23 protein-coding genes, 1 tRNA gene and 5 pseudogenes are annotated in these 24890 nt (G+C 37.2%); 14 read left to right on the top strand and 15 right to left on the bottom strand.

Going from position 1 to position 24890, the window contains the following annotated elements:
- Positions 1 to 51: 51 nt before the first annotated feature.
- The 7 genes and pseudogenes from QSG86_RS14940 to QSG86_RS14915 all read right to left on the bottom strand — a co-directional run.
- Positions 52 to 447: pseudogene (locus QSG86_RS14940) on the bottom strand (Smr/MutS family protein); the annotation flags it as partial.
- Between the two features lie 31 nt (positions 448 to 478).
- Positions 479 to 547: pseudogene (locus QSG86_RS14935) on the bottom strand (GTP cyclohydrolase I FolE); the annotation flags it as partial.
- Positions 548 to 635: 88 nt separating this feature from the next.
- Positions 636 to 1172: pseudogene (locus QSG86_RS14930) on the bottom strand (Smr/MutS family protein); the annotation flags it as partial.
- 71 nt (positions 1173 to 1243) lie between these two features.
- A pseudogene (locus tag QSG86_RS16700) lies at positions 1244 to 1325 on the bottom strand (DNA mismatch repair protein MutS); the annotation flags it as partial.
- A 245-nt stretch (positions 1326 to 1570) separates the two neighbouring features.
- Entirely contained in the window at positions 1571 to 2377 is an 807-nt protein-coding gene (trpC, locus tag QSG86_RS14925) for an indole-3-glycerol phosphate synthase TrpC (RefSeq protein WP_317032219.1), read from the bottom strand.
- A gap of 20 nt (positions 2378 to 2397) precedes the next feature.
- Positions 2398 to 3444 (bottom strand): anthranilate phosphoribosyltransferase, encoded by a 1047-nt coding sequence (gene trpD / locus QSG86_RS14920; protein ID WP_317032218.1) that lies wholly within the window; start codon positions 3442 to 3444, stop codon positions 2398 to 2400.
- Between the two features lie 17 nt (positions 3445 to 3461).
- On the bottom strand, positions 3462 to 4046 hold the full coding sequence (locus QSG86_RS14915; protein WP_317032217.1) for an aminodeoxychorismate/anthranilate synthase component II: 585 nt from the start codon (positions 4044 to 4046) through the stop codon (positions 3462 to 3464).
- 524 nt (positions 4047 to 4570) lie between these two features.
- Between QSG86_RS14915 and glnA the strand changes: the two genes are divergently transcribed.
- The 5 genes from glnA (at position 4571) to QSG86_RS14890 (ending at position 8247) form a co-directional block, all read left to right on the top strand.
- Positions 4571 to 5986, top strand: a complete 1416-nt coding sequence (gene glnA, locus QSG86_RS14910; protein ID WP_317032216.1) for a type I glutamate--ammonia ligase — start codon at positions 4571 to 4573, stop codon at positions 5984 to 5986.
- Between the two features lie 93 nt (positions 5987 to 6079).
- A complete protein-coding gene (locus tag QSG86_RS14905; RefSeq protein ID WP_317032215.1) occupies positions 6080 to 6355 on the top strand; it encodes a hypothetical protein in 276 nt (91 codons plus the stop codon).
- 145 nt (positions 6356 to 6500) lie between these two features.
- A complete protein-coding gene (locus tag QSG86_RS14900) occupies positions 6501 to 7010 on the top strand; it encodes a chorismate--pyruvate lyase family protein (protein WP_317032214.1) in 510 nt (169 codons plus the stop codon).
- A 12-nt stretch (positions 7011 to 7022) separates the two neighbouring features.
- The gene (ubiA, locus tag QSG86_RS14895) at positions 7023 to 7907 is read left to right on the top strand and encodes a 4-hydroxybenzoate octaprenyltransferase (protein WP_317032213.1); all 885 of its coding nucleotides are present in this window, start codon (positions 7023 to 7025) and stop codon (positions 7905 to 7907) included.
- 88 nt (positions 7908 to 7995) lie between these two features.
- Positions 7996 to 8247, top strand: a complete 252-nt coding sequence (locus QSG86_RS14890; protein ID WP_317032212.1) for a hypothetical protein — start codon at positions 7996 to 7998, stop codon at positions 8245 to 8247.
- A 30-nt stretch (positions 8248 to 8277) separates the two neighbouring features.
- Here QSG86_RS14890 and QSG86_RS14885 read toward each other — a convergent pair whose 3' ends face one another.
- From QSG86_RS14885 to QSG86_RS14875, 3 genes are all read right to left on the bottom strand, one after another.
- Complete coding sequence (locus QSG86_RS14885) at positions 8278 to 8757, bottom strand: DUF2726 domain-containing protein (protein WP_317032211.1); 480 nt, start codon at positions 8755 to 8757, stop codon at positions 8278 to 8280.
- A 57-nt stretch (positions 8758 to 8814) separates the two neighbouring features.
- A tRNA-Asn gene (locus QSG86_RS14880) sits at positions 8815 to 8890 on the bottom strand.
- Positions 8891 to 9343: 453 nt separating this feature from the next.
- Positions 9344 to 10095, bottom strand: a protein-coding gene (locus QSG86_RS14875) for an IS5 family transposase (RefSeq protein WP_410487449.1) whose coding sequence is annotated in 2 segments (ribosomal slippage) — positions 9344 to 9873 and positions 9873 to 10095 — 753 coding nt in all. Because the reading frame shifts where the segments join, the coding sequence is not laid out codon by codon here.
- Between the two features lie 243 nt (positions 10096 to 10338).
- On the opposite strand from QSG86_RS14875, the gene QSG86_RS14870 reads away from it, so the two are divergent.
- Entirely contained in the window at positions 10339 to 10878 is a 540-nt protein-coding gene (locus QSG86_RS14870) for an adenine phosphoribosyltransferase (RefSeq protein ID WP_317032210.1), read from the top strand.
- Positions 10879 to 11020: 142 nt separating this feature from the next.
- Here the strand turns inward: QSG86_RS14870 and QSG86_RS14865 are convergent, their stop codons facing one another.
- Complete coding sequence (locus QSG86_RS14865) at positions 11021 to 11533, bottom strand: YqiA/YcfP family alpha/beta fold hydrolase (RefSeq protein ID WP_317032209.1); 513 nt, start codon at positions 11531 to 11533, stop codon at positions 11021 to 11023.
- Between the two features lie 404 nt (positions 11534 to 11937).
- Here QSG86_RS14865 and lysS point away from each other — a divergent pair, with 404 nt between their 5' ends.
- Positions 11938 to 13464, top strand: a complete 1527-nt coding sequence (gene lysS, locus QSG86_RS14860; RefSeq protein ID WP_317032208.1) for a lysine--tRNA ligase — start codon at positions 11938 to 11940, stop codon at positions 13462 to 13464.
- Positions 13465 to 13530: 66 nt separating this feature from the next.
- Here the strand turns inward: lysS and QSG86_RS14855 are convergent, their stop codons facing one another.
- The gene (locus QSG86_RS14855) at positions 13531 to 14073 is read right to left on the bottom strand and encodes a hypothetical protein (protein WP_317032207.1); all 543 of its coding nucleotides are present in this window, start codon (positions 14071 to 14073) and stop codon (positions 13531 to 13533) included.
- A gap of 324 nt (positions 14074 to 14397) precedes the next feature.
- Here QSG86_RS14855 and cysD point away from each other — a divergent pair, with 324 nt between their 5' ends.
- The gene (gene cysD / locus QSG86_RS14850; protein WP_317032602.1) at positions 14398 to 15306 is read left to right on the top strand and encodes a sulfate adenylyltransferase subunit CysD; all 909 of its coding nucleotides are present in this window, start codon (positions 14398 to 14400) and stop codon (positions 15304 to 15306) included.
- Positions 15307 to 15348: 42 nt separating this feature from the next.
- Complete coding sequence (cysN, locus tag QSG86_RS14845; protein ID WP_317032206.1) at positions 15349 to 16968, top strand: sulfate adenylyltransferase subunit CysN; 1620 nt, start codon at positions 15349 to 15351, stop codon at positions 16966 to 16968.
- A 137-nt stretch (positions 16969 to 17105) separates the two neighbouring features.
- Here the strand turns inward: cysN and QSG86_RS14840 are convergent, their stop codons facing one another.
- Entirely contained in the window at positions 17106 to 19496 is a 2391-nt protein-coding gene (locus QSG86_RS14840; protein WP_317032205.1) for a glycerophosphodiester phosphodiesterase family protein, read from the bottom strand.
- A gap of 342 nt (positions 19497 to 19838) precedes the next feature.
- Between QSG86_RS14840 and QSG86_RS14835 the strand changes: the two genes are divergently transcribed.
- The 3 genes from QSG86_RS14835 to QSG86_RS14825 are packed head-to-tail and all read left to right on the top strand — an operon-like array spanning position 19839 to position 20977.
- Positions 19839 to 20357 (top strand): PadR family transcriptional regulator, encoded by a 519-nt coding sequence (locus tag QSG86_RS14835; RefSeq protein ID WP_317032204.1) that lies wholly within the window; start codon positions 19839 to 19841, stop codon positions 20355 to 20357.
- Between the two features lie 9 nt (positions 20358 to 20366).
- The gene (locus QSG86_RS14830; RefSeq protein ID WP_317032203.1) at positions 20367 to 20669 is read left to right on the top strand and encodes a DUF3861 domain-containing protein; all 303 of its coding nucleotides are present in this window, start codon (positions 20367 to 20369) and stop codon (positions 20667 to 20669) included.
- 38 nt (positions 20670 to 20707) lie between these two features.
- Positions 20708 to 20977, top strand: coding sequence for a DUF2798 domain-containing protein (locus tag QSG86_RS14825; RefSeq protein WP_317032202.1), 270 nt, complete (start codon positions 20708 to 20710; stop codon positions 20975 to 20977).
- 8 nt (positions 20978 to 20985) lie between these two features.
- Here QSG86_RS14825 and QSG86_RS14820 read toward each other — a convergent pair whose 3' ends face one another.
- A complete protein-coding gene (locus QSG86_RS14820; protein WP_410487477.1) occupies positions 20986 to 21324 on the bottom strand; it encodes a thioredoxin family protein in 339 nt (112 codons plus the stop codon).
- A gap of 241 nt (positions 21325 to 21565) precedes the next feature.
- Between QSG86_RS14820 and QSG86_RS14815 the strand changes: the two genes are divergently transcribed.
- Together QSG86_RS14815 and QSG86_RS14810 are read left to right on the top strand one after the other, a co-directional pair.
- Entirely contained in the window at positions 21566 to 22558 is a 993-nt protein-coding gene (locus tag QSG86_RS14815) for an NAD(P)H-quinone oxidoreductase (protein ID WP_317032201.1), read from the top strand.
- A 237-nt stretch (positions 22559 to 22795) separates the two neighbouring features.
- Positions 22796 to 23305, top strand: coding sequence for a hypothetical protein (locus QSG86_RS14810; protein ID WP_317032200.1), 510 nt, complete (start codon positions 22796 to 22798; stop codon positions 23303 to 23305).
- 81 nt (positions 23306 to 23386) lie between these two features.
- On the opposite strand, the pseudogene QSG86_RS14805 reads toward QSG86_RS14810, so the two are convergent.
- Positions 23387 to 24730: pseudogene (locus QSG86_RS14805) on the bottom strand (CitMHS family transporter).
- Between the last annotated feature and the right edge of the window lie 160 nt (positions 24731 to 24890).

Below are 24890 nucleotides of genomic sequence, written 5' to 3'. Positions count from 1 at the left end.
GGCATTGTAGCAGAAAACTACCAGAATGGCGTCTTTTAGAAAATAATACGATTACTGTTTAAACTTGGGATTTTTTTCTGCTCGCTTAAGCAAGACCAGTACAGCACCTGTACCCCCTTGTTTTTCAGGCGCACTGACGAATGCTAAAACATCACGATGTTGACGTAACCATCCATTGACATAGGTTTTTAAAATCGCTTCAGGACCTTTACCATGCACGATTTTAATCACATTTTGATTTTCATCTTTAGCCATTTGAATAATTTGTAACACGGCAATACGCGCTTCTTCTACAGTGCAGCCATGTAAATCAACAGCTTCAAACCAGCGTAAATTGCCAGCTTTTAAATCTTCAAAAACTTTATGTTGTAAGGTGCCGATACGATAACTTAATGTGGCTTGGCTCGCAACGGGATTTAGCATGGCTTGAGTATCTGATAATTCTGTCTGATCTATTTCCATTGGGCCCATAGCTGCTAAGACCAGGACGATTCAGATCTTCGCCAACGGAAGTGAGGATATTTGCATAGGATTGCTGCATAGACATAAGGCGTGTTCACTGTACACTGAGATTGAACAAGGACGGCATTGTAGCAGAAAACTACCAGAATGGCGTCTTTTAGAAAATAATACGATTACTGTTTAAACTTGGGATTTTTTTCTGCTCGCTTAAGCAAGACCAGTACAGCACCTGTACCCCCTTGTTTTTCAGGCGCACTGACGAATGCTAAAACATCACGATGTTGACGTAACCATCCATTGACATAGGTTTTTAAAATCGCTTCAGGACCTTTACCATGCACGATTTTAATCACATTTTGATTTTCATCTTTAGCCATTTGAATAATTTGTAACACGGCAATACGCGCTTCTTCTACAGTGCAGCCATGTAAATCAACAGCTTCAAACCAGCGTAAATTGCCAGCTTTTAAATCTTCAAAAACTTTATGTTGTAAGGTGCCGATACGATAACTTAATGTGGCTTGGCTCGCAACGGGATTTAGCATGGCTTGAGTATCTGATAATTCTGTCTGATCTATTTCCATTGGGCCCATAGCTGCAGCACGTTTTGCTAAGACTTGGGCATTGGGTTTTTGAACGATATTTTTTTTAATTTTTGCTGTATTTGCATGGGGGATTTTTTCCACACCTTGCATATGTCGTTGAAATAAAGCCTGATCATCTTCTGCATCAGCAACAGCTGTTGCTTTACTCGGCTCAGCAGAGGCTATCGCTGTAGACGAATGAGGTTGGGTGATTTGCTTTTTAAACGCCTTCAATAACTTGAATTGGTCTTTTGAAAGCGAAGAATCATGTTTACTCATAAGTGACAACAATAAGCAAGTATAAAAATGGACCATGATTATAGTCTGAAATAGAGATAATTTGAACTATATTGAATTGATCCAGAATGAAATTGAGCTATATGCAGCATAATCATGCTGATTGGTGCTGTTTATTATGTAGTTGTAGTTTTATGATTTTATCTTAGTATGCATGATTTTAATTTGGGTCAAGCTCAATCGTGACCGATTGAGCTTAACTTTTGACTAGATAGGTAGACAGATGCTTATAGTGTTTGTGGTTGACCAAATAGCGCACTAAAAGCATGATCCGGTCTAGGCTGCTTCATAAAGCTTTCGCCAACTAAAAATGCATGAATATCATTTTGTTGCATTATTTCAACATCTGTTGGTGTGGCAATACCGCTTTCAGTAATCAGCAGTCGACTTGGATCAATTTGTGCTTTTAGACGTAATGAGGTATTTAAATCGACATCAAAAGTTTTTAAGTTGCGATTATTCACGCCCAATAAGCAACGCTCTGAGAGTTTTAAGGCACGTTCAAGTTCATCTTCATCATGAACTTCAACTAATACATCCAGTTGATGTTCAAATGCTGTTTTTGACATTTCCTCTAACTGTTGATCAGAGAGACAGGCCACAATCAGTAGGATACAGTCCGCATGTAATGCGCGTGCTTCAATGACACCATAAGGATCAATTAAAAAGTCTTTACGTAAAGCAGGAAGCTGGCAGTGTTGACGTGCAATTTGAATGTTTTCATCTGCACCCTGAAAGAAGTCAATATCAGTCAATACAGATAAACATGCAGCACCTGCTTGTTCATATTGTTGAGCAATTTCAGCAGGATTAAAATGTGGGCGAATAATTCCTTTGGAAGGAGAAGCTTTTTTAATTTCAGCAATAACTGCAGGTTTTTTCATGGTGAGTGCTTGAGCAAAACCACGTACAGGTGTTGCTTCCTGTGCCAATGCTTCTAAATCTTTATAGTGACGCTGTTTTAAGCGTTGCTGAAATTCTTCTTTTTTACGATCGACAATTTTACCTAAAATCGTATTTCTAATATCGGTCATGTGGGTTATTCCTATTTTCCTTAAGCTTCATAGGCTTTTAATGTTTTACTAAATTCAGATAGAATTCCCATTTTTTCCAGCGCTTGCCCTCCATAAATAATATCATGCGCAAGGGCAACACCTTGTTGATAAGAAGAGCTTAAGCCTGAAACATAAAGACCAGCACCTGCATTTAACGCAATAATATGAGCTGCTTTTTCACCTTTTTCAGATTTATGTTTACCTAGAGCATCTTTGATCAGCGCTAAACTTTCACTCGCGCTGTTAATGGTGAGGCCAGTCAATGTTTGTGAGTTAATTCCAACATCTTCTGGTGTAATCATCCATTCTGTAATTTGTCCATCTTTGAGTTCTGCTACATAGGTTGAAGAGGCGAGGCTGACCTCATCTAAGCCATCTTTTGAGTGAATCACCATGACATGTTCAGCACCAAGCTGTTTGAGTACTTCTGCCATTGGGCGGCATAGTTCGCTCGAAAATACTCCAATGACAAAGCGTTTAACGCCAGCGGGATTGGTTAATGGCCCTAGCAGATTAAATAAGGTGCGTATGCCGAGTTCTTTGCGAGGACCGGCAGCATATTTCATGGCTTTATGATGATTGGGTGCAAACAAAAAACCAATTCCTAATTCTCGAATACAGCGTTCCGTTTGTTGCATATTGAGTTCCAAGCTAATATCTGCTTGTTCAAGTAAGTCTGAAGAACCTGATTTTCCGGATACACCACGGCCACCATGTTTGGCGATGGTAGCGCCGGCAGCAGCAATGACAAATGCTGAAGCTGTTGAAATATTGAATAAATTTTGCCCATCGCCACCAGTACCAACTACATCAACTAAATAGGGTAGATCGCTAACATCAATTTTAATGGCTAACTCGCGCATCACACGTGCAGCGGCGGTGATTTCATCAATACTTTCACCCTTTAAACGTAAGCCCATCATCAGTGCACCAATTTGTGCATCAGTGGCTTCACCTGACATAATGCTACGCATAACGTCTTCCATTTGTGACTGGGTCAGATGGATGTTTTTTGTAATATGATTTAACGCTTGTTGAATATTCATGATTGCACTTTTACTCGTTATGCATAAATTTTGAGGAAGTTTTGGAAAATTTGATGACCATGTTGACTAAGAATTGATTCGGGATGAAACTGCACGCCTTCAACAGCGAGTGTCTTATGTTTAACGCCCATGATCTCTTCGATGCTGCCATCTATTTCATTGGTCCAACAGGTGACTTCTAAACATTCAGGCAAGGTTGCTTGATCAATCACCAGTGAATGATAGCGTGTTGCTGAAAATGGAGAAGGTAGATCACTGAAAATTCCCTTATTGCTGTGATACATGTCGGATAAACGGCCATGCATGACTTTTTTGGCGCGAATAATATTGCCACCAAAAGCCTGTCCAATACTTTGATGTCCTAAACAGACACCCAGTAATGGAATTTTTCCAGCAAAATGTTGAATCGCTGGAATGGAAATACCAGCTTCAGAGGGGGAACAAGGGCCAGGACCTATGACCAAATACTTCGGTTGCCATCGTTCAATATCTTCCAAAGAAACGGCATCATTACGGACTACTTTTACTTCTTGATTTAATTCGCCAAAATATTGCACGATGTTATAGGTAAAAGAGTCATAGTTGTCGATCATTAAAAGCATTTTGAACGTAACCTTTTGATTTAATTTATGTATAACAGAGGTTGTAGGATTAGTTACTCACCATGTTACTCACTTAGAAGAATATTCAACTTTTTTAACCAAATAAAAAGTTGTTATCTTTAAATCGCTACTTTAGCAGATTTTTACGTATAGTTTTTGATTTCTTTATCGGTTCTAAATCGGTAATTACAAGTCAATGTAAAACAGATGTTATGATCTGATGCACTCATGATGTGGATTTATGATTGGTCATGATCAGTTTTAAGCGATAGATTGTTAAAATTTGCACTAAAGTAGTGCTAATTTAAAAATGACAGTGAATAATTCTGATCAAGTATGGCTGAATATGGTGCATTTCTAAGTTTAGCCAGTATAATAGTGCCAAAGAGGAAGCGACATGTCGTGTTTTCTGATATGGAATTCAGTATTTTAGCTGATCTCTTTAAAGTTGGTATGGTAATTGCTTAATAACAGCCAACTACTAACACGCACTTCATGGGTGCAATAAAAAACATCGGAGCAAAATGAGCATGGCGAACAAGGTCCTTCAACTCATCCAAGAAAGTGGCGCAAAATGGGTCGATTTTCGTTTCACTGATACTAAGGGTAAAGAGCAACATGTAACTTATCCAGCAGACACTGTTGACGAAGATACATTTGAAGACGGCAAAATGTTTGACGGTTCTTCAATTGCAGGTTGGAAGGGTATTGAAGCTTCTGACATGATTCTACGTCCAGATGCAGAAACTGGTTTTATCGACCCGTTTTTTGCTGAGCCAACAGTGGTGGTCACTTGTGATGTTATTGAACCTTCTACAGGTCAAGGCTATGAACGTGATCCTCGCTCTATTGCTCGTCGTGCTGAAGAATACCTAAAATCAACTGGTATTGGTGATACTGCATTTTTTGGTCCAGAACCAGAATTCTTTGTGTTTGACGAAGTGAAGTGGGACATTGATATGTCTGGCGCACGTCATACCTTGATCGCTGAAGAAGCAGCTTGGTCTACAGGCAAGGATTATGAAGCGGGTAACTCTGGTCACCGTCCACGTGTAAAAGGTGGTTATTTCCCTGTACCTCCAGTAGATTCTTCACAAGATATGCGTGCTGATATGTGTGCAAAAATTGAAGATATTATGGGGCCTGGACGTGTTGAAGTACATCACCATGAAGTTGCATCTTGCCAACTAGAAATTGGTGTGAGCTTTAATACCATGGTACGTAAAGCAGATGAAGTACAACAGTTTAAATATGCTGTATGGAATGTTGCACATCAATATGCAAAAACTGCCACTTTTATGCCTAAACCAATGGTGGGTGATAATGGTTCAGGTATGCATGTACACATGTCAATTTCTAAAGATGGTAAAAACCTATTTGCTGGTGATGAGTATGCCGGTCTTTCAGAAATGGCGCTGTACTTTATCGGTGGTATTATTAAACATGCACGTTCACTTAATGCATTAACTAATCCATCAACTAACTCATACAAGCGTTTGGTACCACATTTTGAAGCACCAATTATGCTGGCTTACTCTGCACGTAACCGTTCAGCATCAATTCGTATTCCTTATGTCTCTAATCCAAAAGGTAAGCGTATCGAAGCGCGTTTCCCTGATCCAATGATGAACCCATACTTAGGTTTTGCAGCATTATTAATGGCAGGACTAGATGGTATTCAAAATAAAATTCATCCAGGTGAAGCAGCAGATAAAAACTTGTATGATCTTCCGCCTGAAGAAGAAGCAAAAATACCAACTGTTGCACATAGCTTAGATATGGCATTAGAAGCACTTGCTGCAGATCATGATTATCTTCTTAAAGGTGGTGTATTCACTAAAGAAATGATCGATGCTTATATCGAGCTTAAAACAGAAGATGTACGCCGTTTAAATACTACGACGCATCCTGTTGAGTTTGATATGTATTACAGCTTGTAATTCATTCGTATACTTTGTTGTTATAAAAACCCGCATATTTATGCGGGTTTTTTGTATGATATGTTTTGTGATTAAGTTGATGATGAGAAATCTATGGCACCGCGTAAAAAACATACCAGCTTTTATCCTTGGATAGATCGCCATGATCATCGTAAAGGATTTAAAATGAATTTTTCTATGGTGACTTATATTGAGCTTGGACATACGGCTGAAGGCTATAAACAGGTACAATTTGTTGGCTTAAAACATCCTGAGCAGGCTTTAGATTATCCTTATCCTGAAGTATTTTATTTGAGTACCGAAGGTATGATTTTAATTAAAACAGCACAAGGTCAATTTGAATCAATTGCAAAAACAGATCATTGCTAATCTATTGTCTAACATCCATGGCATAGCGATCGTGGGCTATCGTCATACGCTGTATGATAATATTGGGTAGAAACTGCTGAAGATTTTCATCATCCTTTATGAATGATGATATTTTTAAATGAAGGAATGGAAAAATTCTATATATATGCGAAATAAACAGCGATTTGCGATTAACAAAAGCACAATTCCAGCAGCACTACAACCGTGGTTATTTGCCCCAGGTTCATTGACCAAGCAGTTAACTGATTTAGCGGGGGGGAAGTTTAAAGTTGAGCCAATACAGCAACACTTTGAGCGTTTAAATTTTCATGATGCACAGTGGATGAACTTACCTTATCAGCATACGTCTTGGGTTAGAGATGCGTATTTATATGGCTGTGAACATCAGGCTTGGGTCAGAGCAAAGAGTATATTTCCAATTCTGAGTTTACAAAAGCGTGCACGTATTTTTCAACATTTAGGTACGAGGCCGATTGGTTTTTTTCTGTTCCAGCGTACACAACCGTTATGTGAGCGACGTGTTGTATGGTTAGAAGATGGCTGGACACGTCAGAGCTGTTATACTTGGCACGGTTGTAAATTCATTGTTCAAGAAACTTTTTTAGCACAATTTGAAAAATTTCTTGCGATACAGCATTCATCGTTTGATATTTAAAAAAGGGTAGTCATGGCCTTCGCACAGCAAATCACTTGGCGTGAACGTTTAGAAGCGTATTATTATTTATGTCGTTTTGATAAACCAATTGGAACAGAGTTGGTGTTCTGGCCAACCATGTGGGCGCTGTGGATTGCTTCACAAGGTATACCTGATATGGTGACACTCTTGGCTATCGCCTTGGGGACTATTTTTATGCGTGCTGCAGGCTGTGCAATTAATGACTATGCAGATCGTAAAGTTGATGCACATGTGGAGCGGACAAAAAATCGTCCTTTGGCAACCGGTATTATTTCTGCTCGAGAAGCACTGGTTGTTTTTTTTATCTTGGTTGCAGCGAGTGCATGTACCTTATTTTTTCTACCAATTGCAACGTTTTACTGTGCTTTAGTCGCTGTGTTATTGGCTTTTATCTATCCATTTATGAAGCGTTACACACATTTACCACAAGTGGTACTGGGTATGGCATTTTCTTGGGGAATTCCCATGTCATTTACCGCAGTCGGTCAGCCTTTGGATTGGGTTTGCTGGTTATTGTACTTTGGTAATTTGGCATGGACGGTGGCATATGATACACAATATGCGATTACTGATCGTGAATATGATTTAAAAATTGGCGTAAAATCAACCGCGATTTTATTTGGTCGTTTTGATATTGAAATTATTTCATTATTACAAGCACTGAGTATCGTATTAATCGGCAGTGCTTTATATCTCAAAAATATGCTTATGCCTTTTGGTTTGATTGCATTATTGTTGGTGATGATTGATTTTATCTACCAATGGACAAAAACTAAAAATCGAGATCCACAGCGTTGCTTTTGGGCATTTAGGCATAATCGGTGGGTCGGTATATTGATTTTTGCTGGAATTTTTATGCAGCTATCTTCTTTTTAAGTCTATTTATCTAAGTTGTTGATTGAATTGATAAGTAGCATATTGTTTGTGGTTTGGTATTTTTAAATGCTTTAATTCTGGATTGTATATGGAATTTTTTTCGACTTTAATTCAGCATAAAAAAATTATAGCGTTGGCAAGCTTAGGATTATTGATTCCTATCTTTATCATCAGTATGGCATTTTTAGCGATTAATAGTGATGCTAAAAATCAAGCAATCTATAAGCAGCAACATGCTGAAATTATTCAACGTAGCAAAGCTAAAGCTGCACAACAAGATGCTGCGAGTTCGGTGCTGGCTACAGAGATAATAATACGTGAAGCTGCTTTGGATAAATGATGATCGTAGCAGTTGATCGTCATATAAGCATCATTTTACTGACGGACGTGTTTTTCTGCTTGAGTTTGCAATAATATCTTTTCTTAATACTTGTACTGAAGGTATTTCGGTATAACGATATACCAGATAACCTGCGGCAAATAGCATGCGATCTCTTTCTGCATCTTCTTGTTCTTTGCCGATATGGCTTGGATCGTCGAGTTCAATAATAGCAATAACATCAGTCTGACGATTGAGTAAAACAAAATCAGTAACTTTGCGATTAAATTTAGCTCGAATTTTATAGTCTTGATGTGTAATTAATGCACTAAACGCAACTTGGGCCAGTACATCGTATTCTGGAAAACTTTCTTTAAGCCGTAAAAACATTTTTGTTTCAAATGTTGTGAGAATGCGTTTTGGAAAAAATTGTTGTCGTGGCTGTTTCGATGGTTGAAAAATTAACATGATTAATGCCAGTGTTGCAGCACAACCAATCATAAAAAACGTAAATTGACTTGAATCAAACACGGGATGTCATCTTAATCCAATAAAAAACCCACTCAATAGAGTGGGTTTTTGAAATCTTGGCTCTCCCACCTGGGCTCGAACCAGGGACCTGCGGATTAACAGTCCGTCGCTCTACCGACTGAGCTATGGGAGAATATGATCGACATTCTATGAGGCAAACGCTTATTGGTCAAGGCTATAACGAGAAAAAGTATTAATTTTTTGATTAACTGTATTAAAAATAAACAGAACTTATAGGATTGATCTGTGTGATGAATTTAATATCGATGGATTTTAAATGAAAATTGGCAACTGCAACATGGTTACAAGATTTGTTGTATGAATAACATGAAATCTAATGACCATAGATCGACATCACCAGTCATTAAAAAATAGTCAGTGATTATTTAAAGGTTTTATAGTTGATTTGGTAGAAAAAACCAATGCTGATCCTATTCATAATTTTTATTTTTTAAAATTTATTAATATTTCACATTAATTTATTAATTAAATTAATATTTATATTGCGGCTATTTGTTTTAATTTTAAGCGATTTAATGTAAAAAAATTATTTAAAAAAAATTTATATTTTAATTAGGGTGTGTCCTCATTTAGATTTACACCAAATGAACATGCAGGCGATATAAATCATAGACTGATAATTACGTGCGAGTTTATCAAATCGAGTTGCTATTGCACGGAAGTGTTTTAATCTTGCAAAGGCATTCTCAACTAAATGTCTTAAGCAATATAAGTACTTATCAAAATCAAGATTGAATTTCTTACTATTTGATCTTAATGGAATAATAGGTATCATTTTTCGATTTCTAGCAGACTTCCTGATATATTCAGAATCATATCCCTTGTCCGCGATTAGATAATCTGCTGTTTCAATTAGATCTATTAGGTGTTCTGCAACTTGGCTGTCATGGACATCACCCCCAGTGATTTTAAAATCAATCGGTAATCCATTCGCGTCGGTTGCAAGATGAATCTTTGTTGTGAGTCCTCCACGAGATTGTCCAATTGCACGCTCGAAGCCATGCCGAGCTCCACTTGCATGCTGATGCGCGCGTATGTAGCTTCCATCAATGAATACCCATTCTTGGTCCAAGCTGCCTCGTAGTTTGAAAAAAATTTATCCCATAAGCCTTTCATAGCCCAGCGATTAAAACGGTTATAAGCAGTTTTCCAAGGGCAAAACTCTTGAGGAATATCACGCCATGTCGCACCTGTGCGTAGTTTCCATAAAATAGCTTCCATAATATTTCTACTGTTCTTTGAGCTATAGCAACCATGAAATTTCATTGTTACTTGAATCTGTTGCCAAATATCATCTGTGAGAAGAGTACGTGCCATTGAAAAATATTGAAATGGAGATAAAGTAGAGCCTAATTCTAGGCGTTTAAATATTATTCTTCAAATGAGGACACGCCCTAGTTAAAATAATCATGTAGTTATGTTTTTTATTGCATCATTAATAGGATAATACTTAAATTTCTAGGCAGTATTAAGATTACTGCTATTTTAATTTATTGACTGGTTATAATTTAAAATAAATTGTAAAATTCAAATATTGTCGTTTTGATTAATTTTTCTCCTATGATTAACTTATCTGCTAAATTGTGGTCACATATTCGTACGGTTCAAGATTTTCCTAAACCAGGCATTTGTTTTTATGACCTCACTCCGCTTTTTATGAACAATATTGGTCCTTTAACCAATGCCTTAATTGCCAGTATTCCTGAAGATAAATTAGCGGAAGTGGAAAGTTTTGTTGCTGTAGAAGCACGCGGCTTTGTATTGGCAAGCTTATTGGCGCAACGCTTAAATAAGGGCCTAATTTTAATTCGTAAAGCAGGTAAACTTCCACCACCAGTTGTTGGTGTGGGTTATAGCTTAGAATATGGTCTGGATCGTTTAGAAATGTCTGCCGATATCGCTGCACAAAAGGTCATTATTGTCGATGATGTTCTGGCAACTGGTGGAACACTACGTGCTGTTAAGCAATTGATGACTAAATGTGATCACCAAGTTTTAGGTGTAAGCGTTTTTCTGGATTTAAAAGACCTTCATCAGGATTTGGGTTTACCAATTTGGTCGGTATTGGATGATAAATCAAAGCCAGATACTGCGGCTTAATGAGGTATAAAACAGATCTTGATTAGGCAAGATCTGTAGTAAATATTCAATATAGCTTGCCTTTACATGATGTGAATCTATGCGTGTAACGGATGATACCTACTTAGATCAATCAACAAATAAAAGCCATGATATATGGCTTTTATTTGTTTAAAAAAGCAGATTCAATTTGTTGAATCAATGGGTTAATATTTTCAGGATGTTGTAATTGGTGATGCCCTGTATCTACTGCTGTAATTGGCATATAGTTTTCTAAATGTGCTTTAATTTCATGCATATTGAGTATCTCATCTCCCAGTTCCAAATAAGCAAATTGAGGAATGTCATGGTCAAGATCATGATCTAAGATAGCAGGGTAGTCATCACGAAAATCTGGAAATAGATTTGGATTGGCGATCACGCAGGGAATTTGGTAAGCCAGTGATAATTTTAAGGCCCAATAACCGCCAACACAGTGCCCAACAATAATATCAGGTGTAATTTTTTGAATAATATTATCATAAAAATCAGCAACACTTTGAAAGGATAGATTGCGATAATCGACATTAATACAAAATTTTTTTTCTAAATCGATTACATTAAATTTTTTAGATTCGCGTGAAGAGTCTAAGCCGTGAAAATACAGCACTTTGGTATGGGGAATAGTTGCACTCATTATTTTCAGTCACATTATATCTTTGATTTAAATTAAATAGTTTTTCAATGCATCATTAATCCCATTGTAGTATGAATAGCTCAATAGCCAAGTTAGCTTTTGGTCTAATCAGTGATATGCGAGTAAAGGCCAAAGTGTGATTGCGCTCAACAAAAAAGACTGATGCTGAATTAAATTAATTATTGATCGATGTTGCATGACAAATGCAAATATGGATTGCAAATAATATTCATACTGTAAAATACAATAACGGCAAGTTATATCTCACCAGTGATGCAAATAAAGCAAGATAGGGCGATTATTTTGCTGATTTTCAGCTTTGCTGATTATTTTCCCCTGCGCATTATGTTTGAAATCTGCTATGCTATATGACTTTAGTTTTTATCAATTTATTCGAGGCAGAAATGACGCAAAATAACGCTCAGTCGACTTCTGAACAACACATTTCCGAAAACGATTTAATTGCACAGCGTCATGCCAAGTTAAAGCAGATTCAAGATCACGCCAAACAAGAGGGCGTTAGCCCCTGGCCAAATACGTTTAAGCGTGAGCATTATGCACAGGATTTACAATTACAATTTGCTGAGCAATCGAAGCAAGATATAGAAGCAGCCGAACCTGTTTATGTAAAAGTTGCAGGACGTGTCATGCTGAATCGCGGTTCATTTATCGTCATTCAGGATATGACTGGTCGTATTCAACTGTATGTTGCACGTAAAGAATTGAGCAGTGAAGTTCTAGAGCAGATCAAGGGTCTAGATTTAGGCGATATTATCGCGGTTGAAGGTTATATTGGTCGCTCAGGTAAAGGTGATCTTTATGTGCATATTGAACATTTTGAACTGTTAACAAAATCTTTACGTCCACTTCCAGATAAATTTCATGGTTTAACCGATACAGAGGTTAAATATCGCAAACGTTATCTCGATCTGATCGTTAATGAAGAAACACGTAAAACCTTTGAAATTCGTGCCAAAGTAGTTTCAGGTATTCGTAGCTATCTCAGCAATGAACGCTTTATGGAAGTTGAAACACCGATGATGCATGTAATTCCCGGTGGTGCATCAGCTCGTCCATTTGAAACACATCATAATGCTTTGGATATGCCATTATTTTTACGTATTGCACCAGAGCTTTACTTAAAACGTTTGGTTGTCGGTGGTTTCGAACGTGTATTTGAAATTAACCGTAACTTCCGTAATGAAGGTGTTTCTACACGTCATAATCCAGAATTCACCATGATTGAATTCTATCAGGCCTATGCAGATTATAAAGATTTGATGGCTTTAACTGAGAATATGTTGGAAAAATTGGCAATTGATATCTTAGGTTCGACCGATGTCCCTTATGGTGATGAAGTGTATAGCTTTAAAGGTCCATTTAAGAAAATCTCTATGTTTGATGCAATTTTGGAACATAATCCTCAATTTACGCCAGAAAACGTCGCAGATCGTGAGTTTTTAGCGCAATTTATTCAAACTGAACTCAAAGAGCAAGTAAAACCAGGTTTTGGTTTAGGAAAATTGCAGACGATTGTATTTGAAGAAACGGTAGAGACTAAACTTCGTCAACCGACTTTTATTACGGAATATCCGGCTGAAACTTCTCCACTCGCACGTCGTAACGATGATAATCCACATATTACCGATCGTTTTGAGTTCTTTATTGGTGGTCGTGAATTGGCCAATGGTTTCTCTGAATTAAATGATCCAATTGACCAAGCTGAACGTTTCCAAGCTCAAGTAGCTGAAAAAGATGCTGGCGATGATGAAGCAATGCATTATGATGCAGACTTTATTGAAGCACTTGAATATGGTTTACCGCCAACAGCGGGTGAAGGAATTGGTATCGACCGTTTGGTGATGTTATTTGCAAATGCACCAAGTATTCGTGATGTTATTTTATTCCCGCATATGCGTCATAAAAATTAAATTAATGTTAGTTTGTAAGCCACTTTGTATAAAGTGGCTTTTTTATTTAGGGCTCCATTCGATATTTTAGAGCAAACTGGTTTGAATACGGACTTTCATTTCTAGTGCTTGTTGGATAATAAAGGCTTTCATCCAATATACTTGCTCTCCAAGAGGATTGGTTTTAAGTGCACTATTTAAAAACGTCATGGAGGTTAATGCAAATAACTGTTGTTCAATGGCATGCTCTAACTGGTCTGTTGTTGCCGCTAAAGGCATGACAACCTGATAAAAGCCTTTTGGATAATTATAAAAAGCATATAATAAATTGAAAGCACGGTCATCGCCTTTTAAATGTGTTGCACCAATTTCAAAAGCACGATCTTGATTACTGTGTGTCACACCGACGATAAACTGCCATTGTTGTTGCAAAAGTCGTAGACCAAATTGTAAACCCAATTGATCAGTTGAATGTTCATGTTGAATAAAATTATTTAGCCGATGACCTTGTTCATCTAATGGTTCTTGTAATATCAGCATATGTTGTTGATGTTGATAAATAAAGCCGGCAAGATGTGCTTGTTCTAGATATTGTTTTAATGTCTCAAGATTAAAATGACTATAGGGCATTGTGAGCTGAAGATACCATGCAAAAAACAGTATTTACTGTAAAAGTATTTTGTATTGCTGTGAAGTGGTTGTTGAGAGGAATTAAATATTAACTTAGAGCTATTAGTGGTCAACATGATATTAAATGGAGTTGTATAGTGAACTGATATTAATCTCAGTTTGATTTATAAATGATATCAAAAAACCTTTATATGATGTTTTTGAATATCAATATAATAAAACAAGCAATAGTTTGCATAACTAAATCACTATAATGAATATCTATATTGTTGAATGTGTATTAAACACAGATCCTGTCATAAAAAATCGGTGCGTTTGATGTCAATAAATGAGGAAAGACTTACTCATCTTAAACAGCTAGAAGCTGAGAGTATTCATATTATTCGTGAAGTAGCAGCCGAGTTTGAAAATCCGGTCATGCTCTATTCAATTGGTAAAGATTCAGCAGTCATGCTGCATTTAGCGCTTAAAGCGTTTTACCCTGCCAAACTTCCATTTCCATTATTACATGTGGATACAGGATGGAAGTTTAAGGATATGATTGCTTTTCGTGACAATATGGCAAAAACGCATGGCTTTGATTTGATTGTTCATCAAAACAAAGAGGGTAAAGATGCGGGAATTAATCCATTTGATCATGGCAGTTCTAAATATACAGACATTATGAAAACTCAAGGCTTAAAACAAGCATTGAATAAATATGGCTTTGATGCTGCGTTTGGTGGTGCACGTCGTGATGAAGAAAAATCACGTGCAAAAGAACGAGTATATTCATTCCGTGATTCAAAACATCGTTGGGATCCTAAAAACCAGCGTCCTGAACTTTGGAATCTTTACAATGGTAAAGTGAATCCGGGTGAGAGTATTCGTGTATTCCCATTGTCGAATTGGACAGAGCTCGATATTTGGCAATATATTTATTTAGAGCAAATTCCTTTGGTACCGCTATATTTAGCAGCAGAGCGTCCAGTGGTTGAGCGAAGTGGTACACTGATCATGGTTGATGATGAGCGTATGCGCTTAAAAGAGGGCGAAGTCCCACAAATGAAATCAGTACGTTTCCGTACATTAGGCTGTTATCCATTGACTGGTGCAGTTGAATCAACAGCCAATACTTTACCTGAAATTATTCAGGAGATGTTGCTTGCCACCAGTTCTGAGCGTCAAGGTCGTATGATTGATCATGATGAAGCAGGCTCGATGGAAAAGAAAAAGCAAGAAGGCTATTTCTAAACAGATCAGTATTAGATTTCAAAAATTGTGGAGCTTTGAGCAATGTCTCATCAATCAGATTTAATTAGCCAAGATATTTTGGCATATTTAAAACAGCACGAAAATAAAGACTTATTACGTTTTTTGACCTGTGGTAACGTCGATGATGGTAAATCAACTTTAATCGGTCGTTTATTGTATGATTCAAAATTGATTTATGAAGATCAATTACAAGCAGTCACTCGCGATTCTAAAAAAGTCGGTACCACAGGTGATGCCCCAGATTTAGCACTGTTGGTTGATGGCTTACAAGCTGAACGTGAACAAGGGATCACCATTGATGTAGCTTATCGCTATTTCTCTACCGAAAAACGTAAATTTATTATTGCTGATACCCCGGGGCATGAGCAGTATACGCGTAATATGGCGACTGGTGCATCTACCTGTGATTTAGCAATTATTTTGATTGATGCGCGTTATGGTGTACAAACACAGACACGTCGTCATACCTATATTGCCAGCTTATTGGGTATTAAAAATATTATTGTTGCCATTAATAAAATGGACTTGGTTGAGTTTTCTGAACAACGTTTTAATGAAATTCAAACAGAATATAATCAATTTGTTCATCAGCTGGGTGATCGTAAACCTGCCAATATTATTTTCACACCGATTTCAGCATTGAATGGTGATAACGTGGTGAATAAATCCTTGAATACTCCATGGTATCAAGGTCAAACCTTAATGGAAACTTTGGAAACGGTTGAAATTAACCGTCATTCTGTGCGCAATGATTTCCGTTTTCCTGTGCAATATGTCAATCGTCCTAACCTTGATTTCCGTGGTTTTTGTGGCACGATTGCATTAGGCGATATTGGGGTTGGCGATGAAATTATCGCTTTGCCTTCAGGTAAGAAATCGACAGTTAAAGAAATTGTGACCTTTGATGGTCTGTTAGATCATGCGATTGCGGGTCAGGCAGTAACTTTGACTTTAAATGATGAAATTGATATTTCTCGTGGTAATGTTTTGGTACGTGCTGATCAGAAAGCACCAGCGATTTCACGTGCTGTAAATGCAACCGTGGTCTGGATGGCGGATCAGCCATTGGTGATGGGTAAATTGTATAATTTAAAGGTAGGAACACAAACGGTTCCAGCCAAAGTGACTGCAATAAATTATCGGACCAACGTTAATACCTTAGAAAAAGTAGATGTTGATCATCTTGAACTGAATGCCATTGCGAATGTGGTGATTGAGTTTGATGTGCCTGTGGTTTTTGATCGTTATCAAGACAGTCGTTACACAGGTTCATTTATTTTTATTGACCGTCTAAATAATGTCACAATCGGTGCTGGTATGGTGGAGGCATCTGTTGAATGGTCTGCGCATGCTCATCCAGTGACCGCAGAAGATCGTGCAGCACGTTTAGGTCAAAAACCAGCAACTATTGCTATTTCTGCCGCAGCATTGCAACATGCACAAACTTTAGAAAGTTTATTAATTCAACAGGGTGTGGTTGCGATAGCAAAAGCAGGTTTAACTGTCGAACAAATTGCTTTGTTGTCTGAAACGGGTGTTGTCGTGATTACAGATGTCGCTGATGGTGCTGATTTAGTTCTGTTACAGGATGATGCAATTGATCTGTTGGTGGATAGAATTGTCAGTTTAGTTCGTTTATAAAAGATCAGTAAAGATTAAAATAAACCCGCAATTGATTGCGGGTTTATTGTTAGCATCGATTCTGATTTTCTTTGAGAGCAGTATCATGCTGATTTAATGGATTGAATCTCAATTCACTTAACACTTCATATAGCCCGTTATTGAATATTAACCGTCACAGGTTGGGCATAAATAGTATAGCTATAGTTGGGTGCAATATTATATTGATAGCTTGGTAAAACATAAGCTGTTCCTTTTTCAGTAAAGCGAATCGTTTGGCCGCTCGATGTATGGGCTGCTGAATTGGGTAAAACCAACATATTTTTCACTGTATATGGTGATTTTTTACCGACTTGTGTTTCAATTTCACCTTTTATTTCAAGTGGTTGTCCTACTGTTGCCTTGATTTGATTTGCAGTGTGTAATTTCACTACAAAATTTGCAGCATCATGTGAATAATCTGTTGTAAGACCATGCGTTCCCTGTACATACATACGATTAAAATCATCTTTATTTAAACGGAATGTCCACGGCCAAAACGTTACACCGCGTTGGCTGGCCATATGCATTAATTCTTTATTTAGGCCAGCAAAAGATGGATTAAAGGTTGAGAAATATTTCTGTGTTGCATCTAGAATGCGTCGTGTATTGACAATATTACTTTGTGCACTTGGTGTGCTGGTGAGAAAGCCAGTAGAAACACCCGGTAAAATATTTTTCATTTGAAGCAGTTGATTGCCATTAAAACTAATCACAATTGCCTGATCATAGGCATTGTATTGATCGAGTAATGCTTTAATTTTTTCTACAATTTCAGGTTTGGCACTTTTGATTTCAATAAAATGGGTAATATTGGGATAATTTTTGACTGTAGCTAGAACCTCAGCCATTGTCGGGACTTTTCGTCCATTAGGAATGGTTCTTAAGTTTTGAATTTCAGCTAATGTCATCTCTTCAATATTGCGATTTACTCCTGTCGTTCGTGTTGTTGTGGCATCATGCATAATGACGACATGATTGTCTTTAGATAGATAGACATCATATTCTATTGCATCAGCTCCTACTTGAATGGCCTTTAACATTCCTTCCAATGTATTTTCATCTTCCAGAGCAGGAATACCTCGATGTCCGGTAATGAGTGGTTTACGTAGCAATGTATTGGGTGCCATCATCTTCATTAGTGTTTGAAATATTTCAGGCTGATTGCTATAAATACCATTAACACCACTACTTAAGATCTGTGCAGCAGTGAGATAATTAACATTTTCGATACTTGCCCAAGGCGTGATGAGTAAGCGTTGTAAATGTGACACGACATCAGGTTGCAGCAAATGCGGTGGTAGAATCACAATTTTAGATAATGATGTATTGGTGTTGTGCGCAATTGTCACAATATCCTGACGAGAATTACTCAAACCTGTATGTTTGGAATAATCCAGTGCCGTACGAATCATCGGAAGTGCAATACGTGCTTTACGTAATAATTCGGTTTGATCAGAGAGCAAAGTGATATCAGAGAGATCATATTGATCACTTAAGTCTTTTAAATTTTCAATAGTTTTTTCAGATTGAATCGTAAATAACGGAATACTGCGGCGGGTGGAATCTTTAAGATAGTCTGATAAGGTGCTTATTGTTTTTTGTTGAGTATCGCGTAAATTTAATTGTTCATCTAGTTGATAAGCCACATGTGCTGCGGTAGGTGATGCCATTCCTGTCGAGGGAATTGGCTGAATCAAGGTGGGAGCCATTGATACAGGGAGCTGGTGATCGATTAAATCTGTAACACGATTTGATTCAGGTAAAGCTTCGAGTTGCTCACTGATTTTAATCGAATCGACTTTCATTAATAGCCCAGCTGTTGATAAGCCAATACCACCTTGATTCAGATTATAAGGTAGTGTGGTATCAAGGACTAGATTGTCATCAATATAGTGACGTACTCGCTGTCCATAAACCACTACAGTTGCTTTATGAACTTGATTGATCTCCATATTTTCTTTATATGAAGATTTATGTAGGACATTCCATGCATTGGTTGGTTGACGTAGGGCGAGCTCTAGACCACTGGCTGTTGTGGCATCAGCACGGATAGCAAATTGGTAATAGGGGGTAAATGCGGGTTCAGCATAGTTGTCTGCAGCACGATAAATAATACTTCCCCAACGACCGCCATTATTACGTTCAAGGTAGCTAAACTCAATATCAATACGATAATTTCTCAGTTGTTGAAATTCTGGAGACAACATGAGTGTCGTCATTTGAGTATCATTGGCACGACCATCCAGCCATAAACTCCCTTCCTTGATTTCAACTGTACCAGGATTGGATCTTAATGTTGTCCATGTTGGTGGTAATGCGGTGATTTGATCAAAATGTTCATCGAGATAAATTTTGGGTACAGGAACTTCTTGATCTGGTGTTTCAGGTTTTGGTGTGGTCGGTGGTTCAGTATTATTTGAAGTGCTATTACTGTCATCATTGTCAAAACAGGCTGTTAAATTGAATGTCAGTAATATAGCTAAAGTTAGGGAACTAAGTTTGGTCATGAAATAATCCAAGTTGGTATTGATTAAGCGCCCTAAACTTAAAGCTTAAAAATGACAGTTTGGTTGATTTGTAATATATTAAAAATTTTATTACATATTAATAATTTATGAAAAAATAAATTTAAATATAAAAAAATAATCATGATTTAAAGGCGCTGAAAGTATAAATGTCAGTGCTTGGCGATACCACCTAATCACAAGGATATGATGATTAAAATAAGTTCAATAATGATGTTTCATCATACATAAATCGAGATCTTGTTGGTTTTTATGACTTGTGGTAATTAAAAAATAAAGATAGTATTAAGATATATCTTAATAGCTTAAAGACATACTCTTAATATGCAAGATGATATTCAATCTGAACTGTTTATTGATTCGACTGTACCTTCAGCACGTAAACAGCGTTTATTTGAAGCAGGGCAGATGAAGCTTTTAGTATTACATCTGATTGCACAAGCACCTAAATATGGTTATGACTTAATGAAGGATATTGCGGATATTGTAGGTGGGGGCTATAGCCCGAGTGCGGGAACGATTTATCCTACTCTAAATTATCTAGAACAACAGCAATATATCCTGGCAAATTTGGTTGATAACGATCGTAAACAATATTGTATTACTGCAGCAGGGCAACAGCACCTTAAATTGCAACAAGCAGATCTTGATAAAATTTTTTGTCGTTTTGATACACGTAAGCAAATTCAAGACAATGCACAATATCTAGATATCAAGCGTGCTATGAGTAATTTAAAAGCAGCGCTGCGATTAAAAATACAATATTGTGATTTAAGCCCGCAACAAATCCAAGATATTGCACAACACATTGATCAGGCAGCGACTGGTATCGCGCGGTTATAGGAAAATAAAATGAAACAACATCAGTATCAAGTGACAGTAAAACATCTTGCAGATATACATGGCCAGCCTTCTGAATATACAGAGGCCTTACAATTTAATACTCGTAACCATGATGATATTTTTAAAATTGTCGCCATTATTCAGCAAAGTCAATTACTGGATGATGAAAGTGCTCAATCTTTTGCTGTAGGTCTAAAACTTTTTGGAGAAACTTTATTGGAAAATAAGGATTTACCATTATTTAAAGATTTCATGCCACAGTTTTTACAGTTTATGAAAGCACTAAAACAAACAGTGAAAACAGCACACTAAGTTGTTAGTTGCTTATCTAGAGTATAGTAAGGTTGGTTATGCAAAGTCGGTTTCCTAAAATTCATCATAAGCATCTTTCATGGCTGATGCCATTGATGCTTTCAGGAATTATGAGTGGTTCAATCTCATGTTTTAATTTGTTTATTAATCGCGGTATAACGGATGATTTTTGGTCAGTCTGGATACATGCTTGGACATTGTCTTGGTTAATTGCTTTTCCCTTGATCTTAATTGTATTGCCTTTGGTCCGTCGATTTTTAATGCAATTTGTTCATTTACCTGAAAAAATAGAGCAGGATGAATCTTGATGTTTAATTTATTGAGATAAGTAGTTGGTCAAAATTTTATAAACAATCACACGTAACTCATGAGCACTTTTTAAACCTGCAATACGGTGAATGATTTGTCCTTGATAAAAAACAAGGATAGCAGGTAAGCCGAATACTTTATGGCGTAAAGTGACAATAGGCGAGTGATCAATATTCACTTGACCAAATTTAAGTTCAGGATAATCCTGACTCATTTGTGTGACAAAGCATGTAAATGTATGGGTATGCTGAACGCAGGGTTGGCACCAATCTGCATAAAAACGAATGATAGCAAAGCCATCAAACCATTCAAAATCATGAGCGTTATCTTCAGTGTAATCAATCATATTTTTTATCATATCGTGATTGGTGATTGGTGATTGGTGATTGGTGATTGGTGATTGGTGATTGGGGTTAAATATATTTTATGGGTTGTGTATTGCTGCGTTTATTTTTCATCGGAATAAATGTTGCTTGTATGGGTATTAGCATCATTATACAGAAGTTTATTATTATTTATTTAAGATCAATGCTATGTTCAAATAGCGTAAATATAAATGAAATAATGCAATCAATCAGGGAATCATTATGTCAGCAATAACAATGCAACAGGTTATTATTACAGCGCCAGGCGGTGTTGATAAACTTGCTTATGAATCTGTGGCAATACCCATCGCACAAGAGAATGAGGTGTTGGTTAAAGTACATGCATTTGGTATTAACCGCCCAGATATTTTACAACGCCAAGGTTTGTATCCAATGCCACCAGGGGTGACACCTGTTCCAGGCTTGGAAGTGGCTGGTGAAGTGGTTGCTGTGGGGAAAAATGTGACTCGATTTCAAATTGGTGATCATGTATGTGGTTTGACCAATGGCGGAGGATATGCTGAGTATTGTATCGTTCCAGAAAGCCAAGTACTGAAAATTCCACTTGGTGTCAGTTTTGTACAGGCGGCAGCAATTCCAGAAACATTTTTTACGGTTTGGGCCAATGTTTTTCAGATGGCGCAAGCGAAAGCAGGTGAAACAGTATTGGTGCATGGCGGTGCAAGTGGTATTGGAACGACGGCTTTAATGTTATGTAAAGCATTGGGTTTAAAAAGTTTTGCCACTGTGGGAAGCGATGAAAAGGTACAAGCGATCGCTCATTTAACTCAGGCGATTAATTATAAAACTGAAGATTTTGAGCAAGTCATTAATCAATTCACTGATCAACAGGGTGTGGATATCATATTAGATATGGTTGGTGCGCCTTATTTGGAGAAAAATTTAAACTTATTACGCCGTGATGGACGCTTGGTTTATATTGCATTTTTAGGTGGCGCCAAAGCAAAAGATGTCAAGCTTGGCCAGATTATGATGAAGCGTTTAACCATTACTGGTTCAACGATGCGTGCACGTAGCGCTGAAGAAAAAGCAGCGATCGCACAAGGTTTGCAAGATTATGTTGCACCACTGTGGGCACAGGGTGAGTGTTTACCAATGGTTTATAAAATATTTGATTTTCAACATATTCAAGATGCGCATGCATGTATGGATACTGGTGAACATATTGGAAAAGTCGTGGTTCAGGTGATTTAAAAGATCATTTTAAGTGTAATAAATCACTATACCAGCATATTGCTGGTATTTTTTATGATTAGTCAGTGACTGATATGATATTCAGTATAACGATATTGTTAAAATTACGATCAGCATGACGATTGTATTGCTGAGATCTTGATACGATGCTCTAGTTAAGATGAGCATCATATGATTCATGTATTTCTCGTGTGATTTATGCGAAAATAATGTTTTATACTCAACTCAAGACCTTTTATGAATCCACAATCTCCTGCAGCATTAAGTGATATCGAAATTTTAGATATTTTAACCTCAATGAAAAATGATCAGCTCGATACAGCAGCGCAAGAAATCATTCGTCATGGAGGTAAGGCAGGGCGTCAAGAAGCACATAAACAGGCTTTGGTTGCATTACATCATGCATTTGAACGTCATTTTGTCGAGGCAGTCAGTTTGGCCTTAAGTTTAAATGATGGGCAAGCAAAAAAAATTCGCTATAAAAAAGACCGTATCCGTATTTTAAAAGCGCATGGTATTGATTATCTGGCAATTGATGGTGCTGAAACTGCACAAGTTTTAGCACAAATCGCGCAGGCCATTACCCATGAAGATGCAACGGTGACTGCAGATTTGCATAATATTTTCCCTTTTTGGAAAGAAGGTTGGCCAATGGTGCAGTTAGATAATGCCTATCAAATTTTGCAACAAGATATCGCCATTCATTATCAGGCACTACTGGCGGAATTGTTTGCTCATGTCAATTGATGATAAATGACAGTGAATGCTAGATTCATGCACTCATAATCGCAACAGGTATCCTGATGATGCCTGTTGCGATAAATCTGGTTATTTGGATATCGAATAAAATGGAAAAACGCCTAAAATAAGTGCAGCAATCAGCATGACCATGCAAGTGATAATGGCTCATTTCATCGTAAACTTTTGATGCTGATCCAATTCGATTGTTGCTAAACCACAAAGCAAATAGGTGGAAGGCACCAGTGGAGAGAGTAGATGTACCGGTTGACCAATAATCGCTGCCCGCGCCATTTCAACGGGTGTTATACCATAATGTGCTGCTGTTTCAGATAGAATCGGTAGTATGCCGTAATAAAAGGCATCGTTAGACATTAAAAAAGTTAACGGAAGGCTGATCACAGCAGTAATCGGTGCAAAATAAGGCCCCATATATGTTGGAATAACGCTAATAAATGTTTTAGACATGGCTTCAACCATACCTGTACCTGACAATATCCCAGTAAAAATGCCCGCAGCAAAAATAATTGCTACGACATTCAGTGCACTAGCAGCATGCATGCTGATCAGCTGTTTTTGTAATTCAATTTGTTGATAATTCACTACTAGCGCAATACATAAAGCTAACATGAACAAGATAGGCATAGGCAGCAAATTGATGATCAAGCAGACAATTAAAATCAGTGTCAGTAAGGCGTTAAACCAACGTAAATGCGCACGGTTTGCTTCGGGATATTGTGAAATTTTTATAGACTGGTCATAATGTCGGCTATCTAGATTAATGATACCCAAGCGGCGTCTTTCAGCACGTCCATATATAAAACCTAAAATATATAGCCAGATAATTGCTGTGATCATCGGTAAAATCATGGGTACAAAAACATCGCTTGGATCGACTTTTAATGCTGTTGCAGCACGTGCTGTCGGTCCTCCCCAGGGTGTCAAATTCATTATCCCGCTTGCCAGCATCATTAAACAGGCCATAATCAATGGGCTCATACCCAAACGTTGATATAAGGGCAGCATAGCTGCAACACAAATCATATAAGTTGTTGAACCATCACCATCCAACGATACGATGAGTGTCAGGCTGATGGTTCCAATGATTACTTTAAGTGGATCGCCCTGAACACGCTTTAAAATCCACTGGATTGATGGATCAAATAGTCCTGTATCAATCATGATGGCAAAATAGAGAATGGCAAACAGTAACATAATTCCTGTTGGTGCCAATTTTTGTAATCCCTCAAAGATCATGTCTCTTAAGCTATCGAGTTGAATATGTGCTAAATCTTCAATAAAAAATCCCAGTCCCCACGCGAAAAATGCAAATAAAATGGGTATTAATGTTAATGCAACCAATGGAATAAGACGTTTAGACATAATGCAATATATAAAGCATAAAATCATGCTTAAACCTAAAAATGTCAACATATGATCAATCCTTGATAAGTAATGATGAAATTATTTATTTTAATTAAATAATTTTTATACAAATATTTATTTTAAAAATTTTAATTTTTAACTAATTTAATTTAAAAATTAAATAATTATATTAAAAAAAATTTTTTAATTTTTAAAAATTACGTTAATT

This window comes from Acinetobacter sp. SAAs474, assembly GCF_032823475.1.
Taxonomy (GTDB): domain Bacteria; phylum Pseudomonadota; class Gammaproteobacteria; order Pseudomonadales; family Moraxellaceae; genus Acinetobacter.
The sequence above is the reverse complement of the archived record's forward strand: the minus strand, read 5'-3'. Positions and strand labels throughout refer to the sequence as shown.